This window comes from Sorangium sp. So ce385 (assembly GCF_051474135.1).
GTDB lineage: Bacteria > Myxococcota_A > Polyangia > Polyangiales > Polyangiaceae > Sorangium > Sorangium cellulosum_D.
The window spans coordinates 4,427,363-4,445,627 of the sequence record NZ_CP150337.1 but is presented as its reverse complement, the minus strand read 5'-3'; the positions used below and the strand labels follow the sequence as shown (position 1 = coordinate 4,445,627).

Sequence of the window (18,265 nt, the reverse complement as noted above, 5' to 3'; positions counted from 1 at the left end):
CGCTGCGCGCGCGACGGCTGCGCCGCGGAGTGACCGAGGTGAGACGATGAGGCGATGGGCTCGACGGGTGACGGGCGGGATGGTGATGGGGTCGGGCGCCACGGCCGTCGTGCTGGGGATCTGGGCTGGTGGCTGCGGAGCGCAAGAGGCATGGGACTGCCCCTGGGATCCCGTGCCTGGGTTCTACGACCATCCATGCCTTGTGACGGAGGAGCCCGTGGATGGCGGCGACGGCGCCGACGCGTGCGGCGATGCCGGTGCTGACGCAGGCGACGCCTGCGCGGACGGGGATGCCGGCGCCGATTTCGACAGCGCGACGGTCCCCGAGCTCGACACCGGCACACCGGCGGCCTGTCCGGGGCAATGCGTGCCGAGGGAGCCGTTCGGCTGGTCCGAGCCGGCGCTGCTCTGGATCGGCCCGGAGGACCGAGCGCCGGACTGCCCCGCCGCGGCGCCCATCGTCGCCTTCGAAGGCCGCGCGGACTTCACGGCGGGGGCGCCGCGCCCATGCCCTGCCTGCCTGTGCGACCCGCCGGACGCGTCGTGCGAGCTACCGGCGGCGTGGAGCATCTACGGCAGCTTTCGCTGCGAAGGCCGCCGGGGAGGCAGGCCAGAAGGCGCTCACCGCGCGCCGCCGGGTGAACGGCGCCCTCTCCGAGGACGACGTGCGGGGGCTCGACCGGGAGGCCGACGGGAGCTTCGGGGCGCTGCGCATGCGCCTCATCGCGACCTCGATGCTGCCCGAAGCGCGCTTCCCGCAGGCGCGGCGCGCCGGAGAGCTGGTCAACGAGCTCTTCGGCGATGACGGCCTCTCGTTCCTCACGGCGGAGTACTCCGTGCAGAACACGGTCATGGCATCCATCCTCGCGCACATCGAGGAGGCGGGCCTGAAGCCGGAGATCGACGCGCTCGCCGGGCCCGAGTTCCTCGAGCAGATCGGCAATGTCTTGCCGCGCTACGACGCGATGGTGCGGGACAAGCTCCAGAAGGAGGCCGCCGCGACATCGAACCTCGCCACGCACGTGCGCGCCATCCAGACGGCCATCGTCAATTACGCGACGAAGGTCGCCGCCATGGTCGACGAGGACGAGCCCGCGACCGTCGAGGCCGTCCGGAAGGCCCTCCGCCCGCTCGACGTGCACCGCGAGGCCGGCGCGCGGCGCGCCCAGGGCGGCGCCAAGGGCGACGCCAAGGACGACGCCACGAGCGGCGCCCCGCCCGCGCCGACCGCCCCGCCGGCGACCGGCGCGGCAGCCGACGGCGCCGGCGAGCCGGTCTGAAGAGCTACGCGCGCCGGCGAACGTGCCGTCGCCCTATTTCAGCAGCACGCTCGCGTTGTTCGTAGCGCGCTCGGCGCCGCCCGGACCACGCTCTTTCGACCCAGGACCGAGCCATCACGACGCTCGCGGTCCCACCATTTCGGTTTGCTATTTCCTCGCGCTGCGATCCGGCTTCTTTTACCTACGCGCCTCGGCCGCTGGCAATGCCGAACGCCACTCCTATGAGGCGCGATTTCACGACGCCGGCCGCCTCGGTCCGTCCGACGGGCGGCGTCACGACTTCGATCCGGGTGCGGGCGTCGACGACCTGCAGCGTGTCTCGGCGAGCGCGGGCACGATCGTGGTGGTGCCGTTCAACTGGGATCAACCGTCGATCTCGGCCAATGGCGAGCGTGGCTCGCGGAGCGACATGGACCTGGTCTTCTACCATATGTCTGGCGCTGAGGGTCACCGCGGATGACATGCGGCTGCGGAACTTCGGAGGCGACATCGGTCCCAGGCCGGTCCCCGGAGCCCCGGGCTTCGACTTCGACATGGGCTTCGGCTTCGTGGACGCCGTGCGCGCGGTCAATTGGATACGGGCCTTGTAGCAAGGGCCGGACTCGGGCCTCGATACGCCTGGCGCTGCCTGGAGCGTAGCCCGGCGCGGGAGGTTCCTGCGGCCCCGCGCTCGTCGATCCCTGCCGGGCAAATCTTTGCCGGGGCCTGCAGTTGCCGGACAAATAGTCGCCGGCCGCCGGCAACAAGTTGCCCGCGCGCTCGCCCGGCCGGCTCACGCTCCCGCTCCCGCTCCCGGAGGACGCGGCCGCGCTTCGCCCCGGAGTGCTCAGCCGGACACCTGATGCCGGCCTGGTCGCCCCGCCGCACGGAGTCGGCCACCGCCGGACGATGCAGTGACCTCGATGACCATGGCGAGCAGGGTCCTCGTGGAGGCTACATGCCGCAGCCCTCCATGTCGCCCTCGTCACCGGCGGGACGCACGAGGTGCGCGCTCTTGCCACCGGATACGCCCCCTGAGGATGTCGACGTACAGGATGCAGGCCCTGCCAATGAAGAAGCCGGACGCCTGGAGCGCAGCTCTCGGCACGATCCTGGCTAGCGAGGCCGCTCGGACCCCGAAACCCACCTCCAGCGAGTGGATTGACCATGCCCACGCTCCGCCTGCTCACCTGGAACATCTGGATGATGCCCTGGTTGCTTCACGACATCAGCCCGTGCAACAAGGCCCGGGCGGCTGCGATCGCCGACGAGCTGCTCGGCCGCGACTTCGACATCCTGTGCCTCGAGAAGGCGTTCGACGGCGCTGCGCGCGGCGTCCTGGAGAGCAAGCTCCAAGCGCGTTACCCGTACCGTTATGGACCGGTGAACAGCTCCGGCGTCTCGGTCAAGATCAACGGCGGCGTGTGGGTGCTCAGCCGGCTGCCGCTCTCCGACCACCACGAGATTCAGTTCGACGACGTGGCCTTCGGCGCCGAGATCATGTCCCGCAAGGGCGCCATGCTCTTGAAGGGAGCCGTCGACGGGCGCGCCTTCCAAATCATCGCGACGCACCTGCAAGGGGACGACGACCCGGGCTACCAACCGGCGAAGCAGCAGGTCCGCAACAAGCAGATGCAGCAGATCGCACGCGAGCTCATCGGTCCGGCGACGAGCCAGGAAGCGCCGCTGTTCCTCTGCGGAGACTTCTCCACCCCGCGCCGCGCCGGGGAGGCCTCCGCCGAGACGGAGGTGTACCGGCAGATGCTCGCGACCTTCGCCGCGGAGAACGGCCCCGAGGACCGCATCACACTCGACGACGACATCCGGCGCAACGACCTGGCGATCGACCGCACCGGGCGCGTCGCCGAGCTCGATTACATCCTCGTGCGGCAGGGAAAGGCGCCTGTGACGGGCGCCTGGGAGCGCATCATCTTCCGCCGCGCAGGCTGGGACGGCTCGGAAGGCCGCAAGGATCTGTCTTATCGCTACGCGGTCGGCGCCTCCTTCGATTTCGCGTGATCCCCCTCGCCGAGGGCGGCCAGCAGCGCCACGGCGTCTTCGTAGGTCGGCCAGCCCTCCGCACCCCGGATATACGAGAGCGCCTCGGAGAGGCGCACGCGCGCCTCGTCGTGCTGCCCCGCGTCGGCGAGGGCGCGCGCCAGGTGGAGCGCGATGTCCAGCGCCACCCAGCGGCTGCACTGGGCCTCCGCAAGCGCGAGCGCCTGCCGGTAGCCGGCGATGGCGGCGTCGATGTCGCCGGCGGCGGCCAGGAGGTTCGCCTTCACCCGGAGCAGCGTCGGGACACCGGACTTGTCCATCTTGCCAGAAGCCGCAGCGACCGTGGCGTCGATGCGCTGCAGCGCCTCGTCGACGTGCCCCGAGAGGAGGAGCGCCTCGACGAGATACAGCGTGTAATGCGAGCGGTTCGCCCATATGTCCTCCCGCTCGAGGCTGGAAAAGCCCGCGCGCAGCTGCGCGAGCCCTGCCTCCGTCTCCCCTCGTCGAACGAGGACCAGGCCGTGCGCGATGTCTACGTACGCCGACCATCCGTGCACCGCGTCGAACGCGAGCGCCGCTTCGGCCTTGGCGGCCAGCCCCGCGTCGTCACGGAGCAGGTAACACCTGCTGATCTCGAACGTCCTCGCGATGATATGCACGAGCGGGTCGGCGAGCTCTTGGGCGAGCGCGCGCGTCTGCTCCTCGAGGCGCAGCGACTCCGATACGTCGCCGAGGATCAGCGGGTTGAGATGCAGGTAGCACTGCGCCATGAAGCCGTGGTCGTCGCCGTAGGTCCGGACCATGTCCGCGTGCATCTTCGGGTCGTAGAGCGACAGCACGCGGCGGAACGACTCCCGCGCCTCGTCGTACCGCTGGCTGTAATGAGCGGTCGTGGCGGTCAGGTAGTAGTTGGTGCGCAGGGCCTCCGGAGATCGCCAGCGCTCCGCGAGCTCGCGCATCTCCTGCACGTAGAGCTCGGTTTCTTGCACGTCGCCGCGCACCAGGTGGAAGGCCCACAGGCCATAGATCACGAAGATGACCTCGGGCGGATCGCCGAGCTCGCGGCAGACCTCACGCGCTCGCAGCCCGTTCGCCTCGTACTCCGTCGTACAGTATCCCCTCGAGGACACGAGCGCCCCTGCGAGCGCCACGCGCAGCTCGAGCTCGCGGCCCAGCGCCCACGCCTCCCCCGCCGATCGCGCCACGAGCTCGAGGCCGCGCGAGAGCAGCGTCGTGGACTCGACATAGGCCGAGCGGCGCAAGGCGTGCTGGCCCGCCCGCAGCAAATGCGCGGTGGCCTCGTCGTGGAGCCCGGCCCGCTCGAAGTGCCACGCCAGCGTCTCGGGGTGCTCGTCCACCACCGCGGGGAAGTCCCGCTGGAGGGCGCGGGCGATGCGCTCGTGGATCTCGCGCCGCCGGTCCCGCAGCATCGAGTCGTAGGCGGTGTCCTGCACGAGCGCGTGCTTGAACGTGTACGCCGGGTTCTTCAGGCGCCGCCTGCGATGGACGAGGTCGGCCGCGACGAGCGCGTCGAGGTGCTCGCGGAGCGTCTCCTCCTCGATCGGGAGCACCGCGCGCAGGAGCTGGAAGCTGAACTCCCGTCCGATCGCCGCGGCCACCTGGGCCGTCTGCTTGGCCCGGTCCAGCCGATCGAGCCGCGCCGTGAGCAGGTCCCTGAGGGTGCTCGGAGGGCCCAGATCCGCGGCCGCGCGCGCGAGGCGGAGGGCGCCGTCCCGCTCCACCAGCGCGCCGGACTCGAGCATCGTCCGCACGAGCTCCTCCACGAAGAGCGGCACCCCATCGGTGCGGGCGGCGATGTGCTCGCTCAGCTCCCGCGGCGTGGCGCGACCTCCCGCGAGGGCCGCCGTCATCTGCGCGACGTCGGAGGGCTCCAGCTGATCGAGCTGGATGGTGAGCGCCGCCGAGGGCGACCAGGGCGGCGAGAACTCCGGCCGGCTGGTGAACAGGGCGAGGACGCGGCCCAACCCGGCCTCTCCGACGAGCGCTGCGACCAGCTCGCGCGTGCTCGGGTCGGCCCAGTGCAGGTCCTCCACGAGGAGCACGACGGGCACGCGCTCGCCCATCTCGACGAGCAAGGACAGCACGGCGTCGTGGGTCATCTCCCGCTGCTTCTGCGGCGGCACCGCGAGCGGCGCGCACCCCGCGGGCAGCGGTAACGACAGCAGCGGCGCGAAGAGCGGGAGCGCCGCGTCGAGCGCGAAGCCGTGCTCCGACAGCAGGGCCGAGAGCCGCGCCGACCGGGCCTCGGGCGAGCGCTGGCGCTCGGGATCGATGAGGCGCTCGAGCACGCCGACGAACGGATGGAGCGGGCTGTTCGTCGTGTCGGGGGCGCAGCGCCCTTCGAGATAGGTGTGCGGCTCGCCGCGGAGCCGCTCGCGCAAGGCGCGGGAGAGGCGTGATTTGCCGATCCCCGGCTCTCCCGTGAGCAGGACGGCCTGCCCCGCGCCGCCACGCACCTTGCCCCAGCGCTCGAGCAGCGCCTCGAGCTCGCGCCGCCGGCCCGCGAGGGGCAGATCGCTCGTCCCGGTGCCCTCGGCGCCCTCGCGCAGGCGGTAGACGTCGGACCGCGCTCCCGCGTCCACGGGCGCGCCGCGCGGCTCGAACGTGTACTGACCCCGCAGAAGGCGCCGGGTCTCGCCGCTGACGAGCACCTCGCCGGGCTGCGCCAGGGCGGCGAGCTGGGCGGCCGCCTGGGACGTCGCGCCGCCGAGGTGGTCGAGGCCCGGCAGCGGCGCGCCGTCGCGACGCACCATGAGGCCAGTGTGGATACCGACGTGGATGTTCACCTGGGCCCCGCTCCGCGGCGCGGTCTGCGCCCGGCGCTCGCCCACCGCGGCGACCATGGCGAGGGCCGCGCGCGCCGCGAGCCGGGCGTCGTCCTCGCGCGCGGCGGGGTAGCCGAAGAAGAAGAGCACGGTGTTGCTCAGCGCGCCTCCGACGTGACCGCCGAAGCGCCGCGCGACCGCCGCGCACGCGCTCTGCTCCGCGGCGAGCATCGCGTCGAGCACCTCGATGTCGTCGGCCCCCGAGCTGCCGCCCGCTGTCGAGAGGGTGCAGCAGACGGCCGTGACCTGGCGGCGCTCACCTTCCTGGGGACGAGCGCCCGCGGACGGGGCGCTCGTCAGGGACGGCGGGCGCTCGGGGGTAGACGAGCTCTGCTCGGACGCGACGTCGAGCGTCACCGTGGCGGCCAGGAACATCGCCTCGGCAGCCGCGCCGGCGGGGGCCTCGAGCCCGCGCACATCGCAGCTCTCGAGCTCGGCGAGCAGGCCCTCGGCGGTCACGTCGCGCGCCGCGCGGTCCTTCTCCGTGGCGCGCCGCAAAACCCGCCCCAGCGGGTGCGCGGCGAGCCACGGCGGGACGGGGATCGGGTCCGACGAGAGCTGCTTGTGGATCACGTCGGCGAGGCTCCCGCCGCGGATGGAGCGCTCGCCCGTCAGGCACTCCAGGAAGACGAGGCCCCAGGCATACAGATCCGAGCGGGGCTCGGGCCGTTCGCCGCGGAGCTGCTCGGGGGCGGCGTAGACCGGCGTCCCGAGCCACTCGTTGGTCCGGGTGATGCGGCCTTCACCGCTACGTGTGCCCTCGGCGAACGCGCCGATGCCGAAGTCGAGCACGACCGCGTTCCGCCGCGCGCCGGTCGGTACGACCATGATGTTCTCGGGCTTGAGGTCGCGGTGGACCACGCCCTGCGCGTGTGCGCACGCGAGGGCGTCGAGCACCTGCACGAGCAGGTGGCGCGCCTCGGCGGGGCGCAGCCGCCGCTCGGCGGCGAGGATCGCGGCGAGGTTCTCGCCGGGTACGAGTTCGAAGACCGAATAAACGATGAGCTCACCCGCATGGCCGGAGTCGAGGAGGCGGACGATGTTCGGGTGGTGCAGCTGCGCGCAGAGCTGCATCTCCCGCTCGAACCGCGCGATGAGCCGCTTGAGGCGCGCCATGGGCTCGCCGTCGGGGCACCGCAGCACCTTGACGGCCACCCTCTGGCCGGTCGTGCGTTGAAGCGCCTCGTAGACGTCGCCGAAGCTGCCGGACCCCAGCTTCCGGCACAGCTCGTAGCGCCCGCGCAGGGACTGTTCCAGCGCCGCTTCACTTGCCGCTCGCGCAGTCATCGCTCTCGACCTTTCAGCCCGTCGTGGGCGCCATGACATTATCAGGGTTGGCACGGAGCGTGAAGGATGTGCGGGGCGAAGGACGCGCGGCGGACGGTCCCTGCCGGGCGAGGGTGCCGTGGGCGGGGAGCCGCGCCTCGCGCGCTTGTCTCTGGAGCAGGTCCACGCGGAAGCGATGTCCTGTGCGTCCTTGTGTTGGAGGAAGAAATGACCGCAATTCGATCTCGCCCACCGGGCGCTTCGCGACACCGGCGCATGCGCCGAGGCCTCGCCCTGCTGCTCGGGCTCTCGATGACTGGTTGTTATCACGCCGCGGTGATCTCGAACGCCGGCAACGCCGATCCGGGGATAACGCCCCAGGACGGCGGGCGGACGGCGACCTCATGGTCGCTGTTCTGGGGTTTGATCGAGACCAGCGCCGTGAACGTCAACGAACCAGGGGACGACGGGCCGCCCTCGTGCGCGAACGACGCGCCGCCCAGCCGGGTCACGGCGAGCACTAACATGGGCTTCATTCTGATCTCGACCATCTCCCTGGGGACCGTCGTGCCCATGATGATCAACTGGGACTGCGCCGTCACACACCACCACGTTGACATAGACTGACCGCGGAGGCACACCATGAAGACCAATAACGGCGTGATCGCGCCGAGCAAGCAATGGATCAATTTTTTCGGCAACATCCAGATCAAGCCGCGAGGGATCTGCAAACCATATGTATCGAGCACAAGTGGTAGCATCTACTTCAGAGAGACGGTGAGCCAATACCAGGAACTGATCGCGAACGCCGCGAGAGAGGACCGGAAGATCCGCGCATACGGCGGGTCATGGTCACTCTCGGAATCGGCCGTCTGCAACGACTACATGGTGAACACGATCGAGACCAATAACATCAACGTGGGGTTGTCAGCTGACGATTCGGTGGCGAAACACCCCGACCAGCTCGTGCTCACGCAGTGCGGCGCGCGCATCCGCGACCTCCACGACAGACTCGGCAACAAGGGCCTCGCGCTCCCCACCACCGGGGCCAGCGAGGGGCAGACCATCGCGGGCGCCGTCAGCACGGGGACGCACGGGTCCGCGTTCAACGTGGGCGCCATGTCGGATTACGTGGTTGCCATCCACCTGCTCACCGCTTCGGGCAGCGTGTGGCTGGAGCGAGCGAACGATCCCATATCGACCCAGAAGCTCCGCGACGAGCTCGGGGTCAGTCAGTTCTTGCAGGATGATGAGCTCTTCGCCGCGGCCCTCGTCTCGTTCGGCAGCTTCGGTATCATCCACGCGTTCGTCCTGCGCTGCGTGCCGCAGTACAAGCTCCGCGTGTTCGCCGCCGATTGGAAGTACGAGGATCTCGAGGCGAATATCATGAAACCCGATTTCCCGAACCTCAAGCAGAAGCTCAAGCTCGCTTCCGACCTCGGGGAGCTCTTCCATTTCGAGGTCATCGTCAATCCATACACACAGCACGCCTACCTGCGCTACATGGACAAGGTCCCCCACGACACGGACCCGCGCTCGCCGGGCCCCGACAAGTGGAGCATGACCGGGCTGCTGAGCGCCCTCAACGTCCTCAGCGACGGCGTACATGGGCTCCCGCAGCGCGAGCTCGGGCGCGTCATCGGCAAGAACATCAGGGATATGCTCCCCCTCGACCAGCGCTCCTTCGTCGACCTGCCCCAGAACATCTTCGGCCCCACCAAGAAGCGCATCGACATGGACCGGGCGGTGGTCGACGGCTATAGCACGGAGATCGGCCTGCACCCGAGCGACCTCGGGAGGTTCTTCCATATCGCATTCGACGTGGCGAAGAAGACGAGCTTCAACGGGGCGTACGCGCTCCGATACGTCAAGCAGACGCGGGCCACGCTGGGCTGGACGCTCTTCGAGCCCGTCACGGCTGTCATCGAGACGCCGATGACCGCGACGCAGGGAGCCAAGGACGCGCTCCGCGAGCTCTGGCGCAGGCTGCGCGAGTCGAAGATCCCGCACACGTTCCACTGGGGGCAATGCCTGCCCGTCCGGCCCATCGCCGCGGAGGACGCGCGGCTCGGGGACGCGGAGCTCGCTGCCGCGCGGAATCAGGTCCTCGCGCAGTACCAGCACACCGGCCGGCTCGCGCGATGGAAGGCCGCGCGGAAGAAGCTCCTCCCCGACGAGAGCGCGCGCCGCATGTTCTCGAACAAGCTCACCGAAGCCCTTGATCTCGGCGTCTACGAGTGACCTCGACGGCTCGACGCCGCCGGCGCGGCGGGCGCGAGGAGACGCACGAGCCCTCTATCGGACGCCTCGAGTGATGCCAACATCGCCTGGAATACCATGGATGGTCCCATGACAGCTGCCGACAAACACCCGTATGTTCCACCCCTGCATTTGCTCCGCGATCAGCTCGCCGAGGACGTGAACGACATGGCGAGGCATGCGCTCTCCGCGGGAGTCAAGCTGCCCCGCTCCGTCCTGTCCGTGCTCGACGCGCTCGACGAGCACGGGAGCCGGGTGGAGATCGCCAGGCTCCTGGAGGCCCATGAGGCGCTCACGCACGCCATCGCTCCCGCGCACCCGTCCGCGATCCGAGCGCTGACCAGGCGCCGCGGCGCGGCGGGCCGGTTCCTCCCCATCGTGGGCTCGATGGCTGCCGCCGGGGTCATCGCGCTCGTCTCCTTCATCGGCCTCAGCTTGTCCGAGTACACGAACTCCTCGAAATACGGGAACATCTTTCAGGCGTCGGGCATACCGCTGCTCGTCAACGAGCTGTTCTACCTCTCGGCGGCGGGCCTCGGCGCGTCGTTCGCGGGGCTCTCGAAGATAGAGCGAGATCTGCGCACGGGGACCTTCGATCCCCGCTATCAGTGGGCTTACTGGACACGGTTCATGATCGGGATCATCGCGGGCCTGACCTTGGCCACGCTGCTCAACGTGGGCTTCAGTCCGATGAGCGGGACCGACGCCATCGCATCCGAGCAGCACTTGAGCGCAGCCGCCCTGGCCCTGCTCGGCGGATTCTCGTCGTCGGCGGTGCACCGCCTGCTCAACCGCATGGTGGAAGCCGTGGAGACCTTGCTGCGAGGAGGCATCGAGGAGGCGACCGCCGCGCACGAGCAAGCCTTCAAGGCGCGGCTCGCGCTGCAGGAGTTGCAGGGGCGCATGAGGATGGCCGCCAGCCTCGCCGAGCTGCAGCGAGAGATGTCGCGCAGCGGCGACGTGGCCGCGATCGCGAAGCAGCTGGACGAGCTGTCGCAGACAGTCCTCCACGGCGAAGCACGCCTCTCGCCCGCGTCGGGCGAGAGGCCGAAAGGGTCCTCGACGGACGCGAACGCACGGGAGGAAGCGGCGACGGCGAAGGCCGCGTGACGGACGTGACGCCTCCGCCGGCGAGGCGTGGCGACGCCGTGTCGCACACCGACGCGATGGCGAGGCGGCGCAAGGACAATCCCTGTTCATCCGCATTGAAGAAGATGATTGAACCACACAAACAGCACGAGGTAATTTGATGGATCCCAACGTGATTCGAGATAAAGCCGTCGAGATCTCCCGCGGGGTGGTCGGGCTCACCGCCGACGCGAACAAGCCGGAGAGCCGGCTTCGTTACATCGCGCTCATTGCGCCGGGAGAGACCAAGGCGAGGGCGACTGAACTGGCGACGGATTCGGGGTGCGGACTCGTCGTGGCCGGGATCTGGAGGGAGCTCGGGGTGAAGGCCAGGCAGCTCACCCCCCCCTATGTGACTGGAACGGCCATACGCCGGCTGAGGGAGCTCGCGCTCGCGGCGAACGCGTGGGTCCCGTTCAAGCAGGGGGCGCACCCCGATCGCGGCGACATGGTGCTGGTGGGCGACAACCACGCCGGCGGCCCGGAGCATGTCTTCACGGTCGTCTCCGTGGACAATGGCTCGCAGGGGCCCGAGATCGAGAGTGTCGATGGCGGTCAGATAGAGCACGGGTACCAGATCGTGCAGCTCAAGCGCCGGGTATGGCGGGGCAACCGCGACGTCGTGCTGAGCGGGTCGGCCCCGGGCGCCGCGGCGGGCACGGGCCGCGTGATCCAGGGGTGGGCCGACGTGAGTCGATTGCGCTTCGGCTGAGCTGCCCCACCGAGGCTCGCCCGCGCCGGCGGAGCCGCGTCGCCCGGAAGCTCGTCCGGCGCTCCGCGCCCGCCGCGCCGAGAGCCCGTCAAGTACGCTGGCGTGCTCGCGTCGGCGAGTCCATGGCGCAAGCGCATCGGACCGCGCCCTGCGAAGCCAGAAGAGCCTACGAAGGCAGACGATGACGCCGCTCCGAAACGCAAGCGTGGCGGCTATCGACCGTGGGCCGGAGGCTTCTGCATACACTCAGCGCGCTAGTCCAGCTCCGCTCGCCAGGGAACCGAGAGGCCGCGGTTCGCCACAAGGCCCGATGAGGGGCGGGCAGCACCCGAGCCTTTTACCAGGTGACGGCGTTCAACGGAGCGCTCGCCAGCCCGACGGTCACCATGACGACCGAGTGATCCGGCCGCCCGCGCGCGCGTGCTCCGGCCGCCGGGCCCACGCTCAATCGGCGCACATGAGCTGATCGATGATCTTGAAGGTGTCGATGGTCGTGGCGTACGAAGCCTCGGGGTCGTCGGTCGACGTCGACAGCGACATCACGATGACGCGAGAGCCGTCGTCGCTCGCGGCGTTCCGGGTCGAGTACCCGAGCGTGCCTCCGGCGTGGCTCCAGTACCCTCCACCGCAGCTGGTCGGGATCCACATGATGCCGAGGCCATAATCGGTGCCGGGCGCGATCGGGTCGAAGGCAGGCGCCGGGACCGTCTCGTGGAGCTCCGCCATCTGCTCCGGATCGAGCAGCGATCCTTCGGTCAGCGCCCGCCAGAACTTCGCGAGATCCGCGGTGGTCGTGACGAGGGAGCCGGCGGCGCCGGCCATGGTATGGTTCGCGATCGTGACGTCGATGAGCGGCCCGCCGACCTCGTACTGCTGGTACGCCACGGCGTGCGGGGCAGGCAGATCAGGCTCATCGGCGGGATCGAACGTGTGGTCGAGGCCGAGCGGATCGAGGATGCGCGCCTCGACCTCCTCGCTCCAGCGGTTTCCGGTGGCACGCTCGATGATCATGCCGGCGAGCACGTAGTTCGTGTTGGAGTAGTCCCACTGCGTCCCCGGATCGAAGCTCGGCTTGTGTTGCAGGGCGAGCGCCACGAGCTCTTCCGCGTCCATGTGGTCGAGCCGATGCTGCATGTACTCGTCGGCGGAGCGCAGCACGGCCAGGGACGGCTGCGGATCCGGGCCGTCCGGATCGGCCGGACCGATGTAGTCATAGAGGCCGCTCGTGTGCTGAAGTAGCTGGCGGATCGTGATCAGCGAGCCGTCATTGCCGTTGCCCGACACGACGCCGGGCAGCCACTGCTCGACCGTGTCGTCCAGCGACAGCGCGCCCTCGCCGGCGAGCTGCAGCACGACGACGGCGACGAACGTCTTGGTGTTGCTGCCCATCCGGAAGTAGCTGTCGAAGTCGACCGGCGTCTCGCCGTCGAGCTGCGCCACGCCGCTCCGGGCGCGGATCCGTCGGTCGCCATCGAGCATCTCCGCATGCACGGCGACGATGCCGCTCGCTTGAATCCTGTCCACCCCCTCCTGGAGCAACTTGCCGTACGCCGCGTCGCCCTCCTCGGGAGAGTCGCGCGGGCAACCCGCGACGAGAGATGCCATGCAGAAGAGCGGGATCGAGAGCTTGTTGAGTGCCATGTCCGTGTGTTCCCTCTCGGCTGGTTCCGTTCAACGGTTCCTACGATTTCGTCGACGTCTCACCATCAGACAGCCGTATGGCGCGCTGCGGACCGCTGCAGGTGCACAGAAAGTGAGGCCGGCGTTGAACAGAGCCATGCCGCGCGGGAACACACAGCACGGCGCTCGACATCCGCACGCTCGTCGACGCCGCCGGCACCGTGGTCATTGCCAGCGCAGACCTCGCGCCGATCAGCCTTTGTCCGTTCCGGTGATTGCGAGGTCAACGAAGATGATCACACAGACTGTCCTTCGGGTGGGGCTCCTCCCCGTGTTGCTCGGGTTCACGGCGTTCGCAGCGGGCTGCCCCGGCGGCGATGACCAGGCCAGCCCTGGCACGAACGGCGATGGAGCCTCGGGCGGCAGCTCGGCGGTCGAATGGGGAAGCTGCCCGGGCGACTTCATCTCCGAGTGCGCCACGGTCGCCCTGCCGCTCGATCCATCGAAGCCTGACGGCGGGACGCTGCCCGTCTTCGTATCGCGCCACCTCGCGCCGGGCGGCGCGGCGAAGGCGCAGGTCTGGCTCCTGCAAGGCGGCCCCGGCGACTCCGGCAACATGTTCACGGGCTTCATCGACCAGCTATGGGAGCGCGTGATGCCCGATGTGGACTGGTACGTGCTCGAGCACCGCGGCGTCGGGCTCTCGAGCCGCCTCGAATGCCCGGTCCAGGAGGACCCGAGCTCGGAGGACGGGGCGGACATCAGCGCGAGCGAGTGGCCCGCCTGCATCCAGGCGTTGAAGGCGCAGTGGGGCGACGATCTCGCGCACTTCACGACGTCAGCCGACGCCGACGATCTCGCGCGCCTCCTCGATCTGACGCGCGAGCACGGCAAGAAGGTGATCCTTTACGGCGCCTCGTACGGGACGGCGCGCGCGCTGCGCTTCTTGCAGAAATACCCCGACGCGGTCGACGCCGTGATCCTCGACTCGATCGCATCGCCGGGCGCGCAGTACCTGTCCTTGTACGATACGCAGTTCGACCCCGTGGTGAAGGAGCTGTCCGCGATCTGCGCCGTCGATCCGGTCTGCGGGGCGAAGCTCGGGCCCGATCCCTGGGCGAAGCTCGACGCGCTCTTCGGCAAGCTCACGACGGGGCACTGCTCGCAGCTCGGCATCGACGCCGCGCTGTTCGCGTCGATCGTCCCGGCATTCGCGCAGCTGCGCAGCGTGCGGACGCACCTCTTCCCGCTCGCTTACCGCATCGACCGCTGCGAGGCGGGCGACGTGCAGGTGGTCGGCCACTACATGCAGGCGCTGAGCGGCGTCTCCTCGCAGGCCGACGGCGGCGAGCCGCGGGGCTCGGTCGTCCTGGGGACGCACGTCGCCCTCTCCGAGCTGTGGGAGGAACCGGCCCCGACCTCGGCCGAGCTCCAGGCGCGCTGCGATGCGCAGCGCTTCTGCCCGGGGGCGGCGCTGGAGATCGGCCAGCTCTACGATGCCTGGCCGCGGTATCCGCACGACCGGTTCTGGAGCGAATGGCCGCGCTCCTCCGTGCCCATCCTGGCGATGAACGGCCAGCTCGATCCGCAGACGCCCATCGGCCTGGCGGAGCTTTCGTCCGACAGGCTGACCGCGCCCCACCAGACGTTCGTGGCGGTGCCCTGGAGCCCGCACGTGGTCACGTTCGAGTCCCCCGTGAAGACCGCCGGTGCGGCGCCCTGCGGCACGCAGATGATGGCGAAGTTCATCGCGGATCCCGAGGCCCCGGTCGATACGACGTGCCTCGACGACCTCGTGCCCGTCACGTGGGACGAGGATCCGGCGGTCGTCGAGGTGCTCTTCGGCACGAAGGACATGTGGGAGAACACGGCTTCGCCCGCCCCCGCGCCGAGGAGGGTGGCGCCGGTCGACTGGGCGGCCGTCGCGCGCCTCGCGCGTGACCTGGTAACGCCCTCGAAAGCCGCACCGCGGCGGCGCGGTCGGTAGGCCCGGCAAGGGCGCACGAACCAGAGCCGTTCCTCGCGGCGCGACGGTGCGGGCCTACGGGGCGACGCGGAGCGTCCGCGTCGCCACGAGCGCCCGGCAGAGGGCGATCCGGTCGTCCAGGTCGAGCCCGGGGAGCTCGCGCACGTAGAAGATGCCGTGCCGGGCGATGAACCGCAGCGCGGGCTCGCCCCAGGCGTCGACCCGGACGAGCACCGCGTCGCCGTCGACGAGCTCCGCCTTGCCGCCGCTCAGCCGGACCGACACCTCGCGATCGCGGATCACGCGCCGCGGGCCGCACACCGACGCCGCGTCGTTCCACACCTCGGGCGGCGGCTCGCCGTAAAGGGCGCTGTACGCGGCCGCGAACTCGTCCCACGTCGCCTCCGGGACCGCGTGCGTGACAGGCGCGTTGGCCGGCGCGTGGTGCAGGAAGCGACCGAAGAAGCGCTGGCAGAAATCGGCGTACTCGATCGTGAAGAGGACGAACTGGTGCCAGGCCTCGTCGACGCGCAGCGAGAACATCGGGTAAGCGCGGGTGCGATCGGACTCGACGAGCCAGAGATAGCGCGCGAGCTCGCGGAACAGCACCTCCGCCTCGCGCTCGGTGGCCACGGTCTTGTTCATGAGCAGCTTGTCGATGACGAACTGCGCCCGGTAAGCAAAGAGATCGGGCCGCCTGCGCGCGCTCGCCGTCACCACATCGGTTTGCATGGGTTGCATGGTCAGTTCTCCTGGGCTGCGAAGGGCTGAAATGTCCCCCAGTCGACGAGCGCGCGGGCCAGCGCGAGCTGCTCCGCCTCGGCGAGGCCGGGGATGTCGCCGGGCCTGAGCTCGCTCGCCGCCGCGAGGGCGCGGAGCGCGGGCTCGGCCCACGCCGGGACCCGCACGAGGAGCTGCGCGCGCTCGCCGCAGCGCGCGCGGAGCTCGGCGCGACCCGCGCTCCGGAGGACGTCGAGGTCCACGCCCGGCCAGCGGCGCGCGAGCACGGCGCGCGCGTCGAGCTCCTCGAGCCGGCCGAGCGCGCGGGCGGCGCGCGCGCGGGTGCCGGCGTCGCCGCGGGCGTGGAGGCGCGCGAGGAGCGCGGCGGCCCGCGGGCCGCGCTGCGCGAGGGCGTCGACCTGCGCCCGGCGGACGCACTCCCGCTCGTGCGCGAGGAGCGCCGCCGAGAGCGCGTCGTCCGCGGCGGCGGGCCGCGGCGCCGCGGGGGTCAGCCCCTCGACGGGGCCCACCTGCGCCTCGAGCACCGGTCCGTCGCTCGGGCCGAACAGGTGCAGCGAGATCGACCAGCTCGCGGTCGGGTTCCGCGGGTCGTGGATGCACGGCCCGTAGATGTGGCCGACCCGGCCCGCCTCCGCCGAGAACAGGCGCTTCGGCACGAGCCGCCGCGCGCGGGCCGTCGCGTCCCAGTCGAAGGTCGCGACGTCGAGCGCGTTGTGGAGCACCGCCGTGACCGTCCAGTCCGAGTGCTCGTGCGCGCCGGCCGCGCGCCCGGGCCGCCAGTACGCGAACGCGACGCGGACGCCGACCTCGGGGACCACGTGGAACGGCGCGAGGTCCGGCGCGCCGTCCCGGCGCTCGATCTCGAGCGCGAGGAGCTCCAGCGGGAGCTCGTCGTCCGAGAGCCCGGCCCGGACCGCGGCCTCGACCGCGCGCACGTGATCGCGCGGCGGGCGGGCGTGGCCGTCGGACCGCGGGAAATCGAGCTGCCCGAAGAGGGCGGTGAGCTCGGCGAGCCTCATGGCGCGATCCGGAGGAAGTCGCCCTTCACGAGCGGACGGCAGAGCGCCACGCGCTCCGGGTCGTCGAGGCCGGGGAGCTCGCGGACGTAGAAGTGATCGCAGTCGACGATGAACTGCAGGGCGTCCTTCGCCCACGCGTCGATGCGCAGGAGGACGCGCGGCGGCTCCAGCGACCACACGAGATCCGCCCTCCCCTCGTCGACCCGCACGAAGATGGGCCGGCCGAACTTGACGCGGATGAGGCGCGTGTCGGGCGTCACGGCGAGCTCGTCCCTCCACGCCGGGGAGATGGGCCCGAAGAGCGCCTCGTACTCGGCGCGGTACCGGTCGAAGGTCATCTCGGGGCGCGCGCCGAGCTCGCCGCGAGGGGCGGTGTTGGCGGTGTGGTGCACGAACTCGCCGAAGAAGCGATGGCCGAACGCCGCGTACTCCTCGGTGAAGAGCACGAACTGGTGCCAGACCTCGTCGATCCTCCGGGAGAACATGGGGACTTGGCGGGTCCGGTCCGCCTCGCAGATGAAGATGTATTTCTTCACCTCGTCGAGGAGCCGCGCCGCCTCCTCGCGGGAAGATACCATCCGGTCCTTGACCAGCTTCTCTTCGAGCCACGGCGCACGGAACGAGAGCATCTCGGGGATCGTCGATGTGTCCATCGCCTGCGGCTAATGCCAGTTTCATGCCCGCCTTCGCGAGCGGCGGTCACCCGCGTCGGATACGGGCCCATCTCGACGTTTTCGGTGCTCGGCGTACAGGAGTACGCCTGCGCGCCGAAAACGCCGATCTGGACCCGTCTCCTGTGCGGATGACCGCCGCTCGGGGGATAGGGAAGGTCGGTTCCCCGGGGGGGTTCCCCAATTGGGAAACGGGTTGCTCTACGGGGGCCGCCGCCCTGCGAAGACAGGCCTCCGCGGCGCGAAAACAGCGGCATTCGCCGGGCACAGACCGCGGTGGCACGGCCGCTGCAATAGCCCATGTCGCGGGACGACGAGTCCGCAACGAAATAACCAACCAGCTACGGAGCAATCACCATGAACGAGCAGATTAAGGTCGAGGTCGAGGTCGAGACGAAGCAGGAGACCATCGAGGAGCGCCCTGCGCGCCTGACGGTGGAGGTCCCCACGGAGCTCCAGGCTGGCGTCGGGCCGGCCGTCTGCACCTGTCCGCCCGGCTGCTGCGGCTGCTGAACCGCCCGCGAGGAGCCGGGGGCCGCACCTCGCGGCGACCGGCCCCTCGATCCTGACGACACGACCGCGAAGGCCCGCGCTGCGATGAGCAGCGGCGGGCCTTTCGCGTTTGGCACGAGAGAGAGGCCGTCTCCCCTCTCCCGTCTCCCGTCTCCCGTCTCCCCTCTCCCGTCTTCGTGCGCGTCCCGCGTGCGCGTGCGCATGCGCGTGCGCGATTCCCTGGAATCAGCGCGCCCGCGCACGCGCACGGAAGAGCGACGACGAAAG

15 protein-coding genes are annotated in these 18,265 nt (G+C 70.2%); 9 read left to right on the top strand and 6 right to left on the bottom strand.

Annotation, left to right across the window (positions count from 1 at the left end; all coding sequences use genetic code 11):
- Window positions 1–638 precede the first annotated feature (638 nt).
- The 4 genes from WME83_RS16475 to WME83_RS16460 all read left to right on the top strand — a co-directional run bounded on the left by WME83_RS16475 (window position 639) and on the right by WME83_RS16460 (window position 3,278).
- Complete coding sequence (locus WME83_RS16475) at window positions 639–1,280, top strand: hypothetical protein (protein ID WP_437320236.1); 642 nt, start codon at window positions 639–641, stop codon at window positions 1,278–1,280.
- A 22-nt stretch (window positions 1,281–1,302) separates the two neighbouring features.
- Window positions 1,303–1,740 carry a hypothetical protein gene (locus tag WME83_RS16470; protein WP_437320235.1) on the top strand — a complete coding sequence of 146 codons (438 nt, stop codon included), beginning with the start codon at window positions 1,303–1,305 and terminating at the stop codon, window positions 1,738–1,740.
- 1 nt (window position 1,741) lies between these two features.
- A complete protein-coding gene (locus WME83_RS16465; protein ID WP_437320234.1) occupies window positions 1,742–1,870 on the top strand; it encodes a hypothetical protein in 129 nt (42 codons plus the stop codon).
- A 556-nt stretch (window positions 1,871–2,426) separates the two neighbouring features.
- Complete coding sequence (locus WME83_RS16460) at window positions 2,427–3,278, top strand: sphingomyelin phosphodiesterase (RefSeq protein WP_437320233.1); 852 nt, start codon at window positions 2,427–2,429, stop codon at window positions 3,276–3,278.
- Here WME83_RS16460 and WME83_RS16455 read toward each other — a convergent pair.
- Window positions 3,245–7,390 (bottom strand): TOMM system kinase/cyclase fusion protein, encoded by a 4,146-nt coding sequence (locus WME83_RS16455; RefSeq protein ID WP_437320232.1) that lies wholly within the window; start codon window positions 7,388–7,390, stop codon window positions 3,245–3,247. The two genes, WME83_RS16460 and WME83_RS16455, sit on opposite strands and share 34 nt — an antisense overlap.
- A 305-nt stretch (window positions 7,391–7,695) precedes the next feature.
- On the bottom strand, window positions 7,696–7,971 hold the full coding sequence (locus WME83_RS16450) for a hypothetical protein (RefSeq protein WP_437320231.1): 276 nt from the start codon (window positions 7,969–7,971) through the stop codon (window positions 7,696–7,698).
- A 40-nt stretch (window positions 7,972–8,011) separates the two neighbouring features.
- Here WME83_RS16450 and WME83_RS16445 point away from each other — a divergent pair, with 40 nt between their 5' ends.
- From WME83_RS16445 to WME83_RS16435, 3 genes are all read left to right on the top strand, one after another.
- Window positions 8,012–9,610 (top strand): FAD-binding protein, encoded by a 1,599-nt coding sequence (locus tag WME83_RS16445; protein WP_437320230.1) that lies wholly within the window; start codon window positions 8,012–8,014, stop codon window positions 9,608–9,610.
- Window positions 9,611–9,718: 108 nt separating this feature from the next.
- On the top strand, window positions 9,719–10,738 hold the full coding sequence (locus WME83_RS16440; RefSeq protein ID WP_437320229.1) for a hypothetical protein: 1,020 nt from the start codon (window positions 9,719–9,721) through the stop codon (window positions 10,736–10,738).
- A gap of 151 nt (window positions 10,739–10,889) precedes the next feature.
- Window positions 10,890–11,468: a hypothetical protein gene (locus WME83_RS16435; RefSeq protein ID WP_437320228.1), complete on the top strand. Its 579-nt coding sequence runs from the start codon at window positions 10,890–10,892 to the stop codon at window positions 11,466–11,468.
- 444 nt (window positions 11,469–11,912) lie between these two features.
- On the opposite strand, the gene WME83_RS16430 is transcribed toward WME83_RS16435, so the two are convergent.
- The gene (locus WME83_RS16430; protein WP_437320227.1) at window positions 11,913–13,109 is read right to left on the bottom strand and encodes a serine hydrolase domain-containing protein; all 1,197 of its coding nucleotides are present in this window, start codon (window positions 13,107–13,109) and stop codon (window positions 11,913–11,915) included.
- Window positions 13,110–13,380: 271 nt separating this feature from the next.
- On the opposite strand from WME83_RS16430, the gene WME83_RS16425 reads away from it, so the two are divergent.
- Window positions 13,381–15,075: an alpha/beta hydrolase gene (locus tag WME83_RS16425; RefSeq protein WP_437320226.1), complete on the top strand. Its 1,695-nt coding sequence runs from the start codon at window positions 13,381–13,383 to the stop codon at window positions 15,073–15,075.
- 54 nt (window positions 15,076–15,129) lie between these two features.
- Here WME83_RS16425 and WME83_RS16420 read toward each other — a convergent pair whose 3' ends face one another.
- From WME83_RS16420 to WME83_RS16410, 3 genes are read right to left on the bottom strand one after another with little or no spacing between them, the layout of a single operon-like run.
- Window positions 15,130–15,795, bottom strand: a complete 666-nt coding sequence (locus tag WME83_RS16420; protein WP_437320225.1) for a glycine-rich domain-containing protein — start codon at window positions 15,793–15,795, stop codon at window positions 15,130–15,132.
- A 2-nt stretch (window positions 15,796–15,797) separates the two neighbouring features.
- Window positions 15,798–16,814 carry a hypothetical protein gene (locus tag WME83_RS16415; protein WP_437320224.1) on the bottom strand — a complete coding sequence of 339 codons (1,017 nt, stop codon included), beginning with the start codon at window positions 16,812–16,814 and terminating at the stop codon, window positions 15,798–15,800.
- Entirely contained in the window at window positions 16,811–17,467 is a 657-nt protein-coding gene (locus WME83_RS16410; protein WP_437320223.1) for a hypothetical protein, read from the bottom strand. The genes WME83_RS16415 and WME83_RS16410 overlap by 4 nt, the downstream gene beginning before the upstream one ends.
- A gap of 375 nt (window positions 17,468–17,842) precedes the next feature.
- Here WME83_RS16410 and WME83_RS16405 point away from each other — a divergent pair, with 375 nt between their 5' ends.
- A complete protein-coding gene (locus WME83_RS16405; RefSeq protein ID WP_437320222.1) occupies window positions 17,843–17,998 on the top strand; it encodes a hypothetical protein in 156 nt (51 codons plus the stop codon).
- Window positions 17,999–18,265 lie beyond the last annotated feature (267 nt).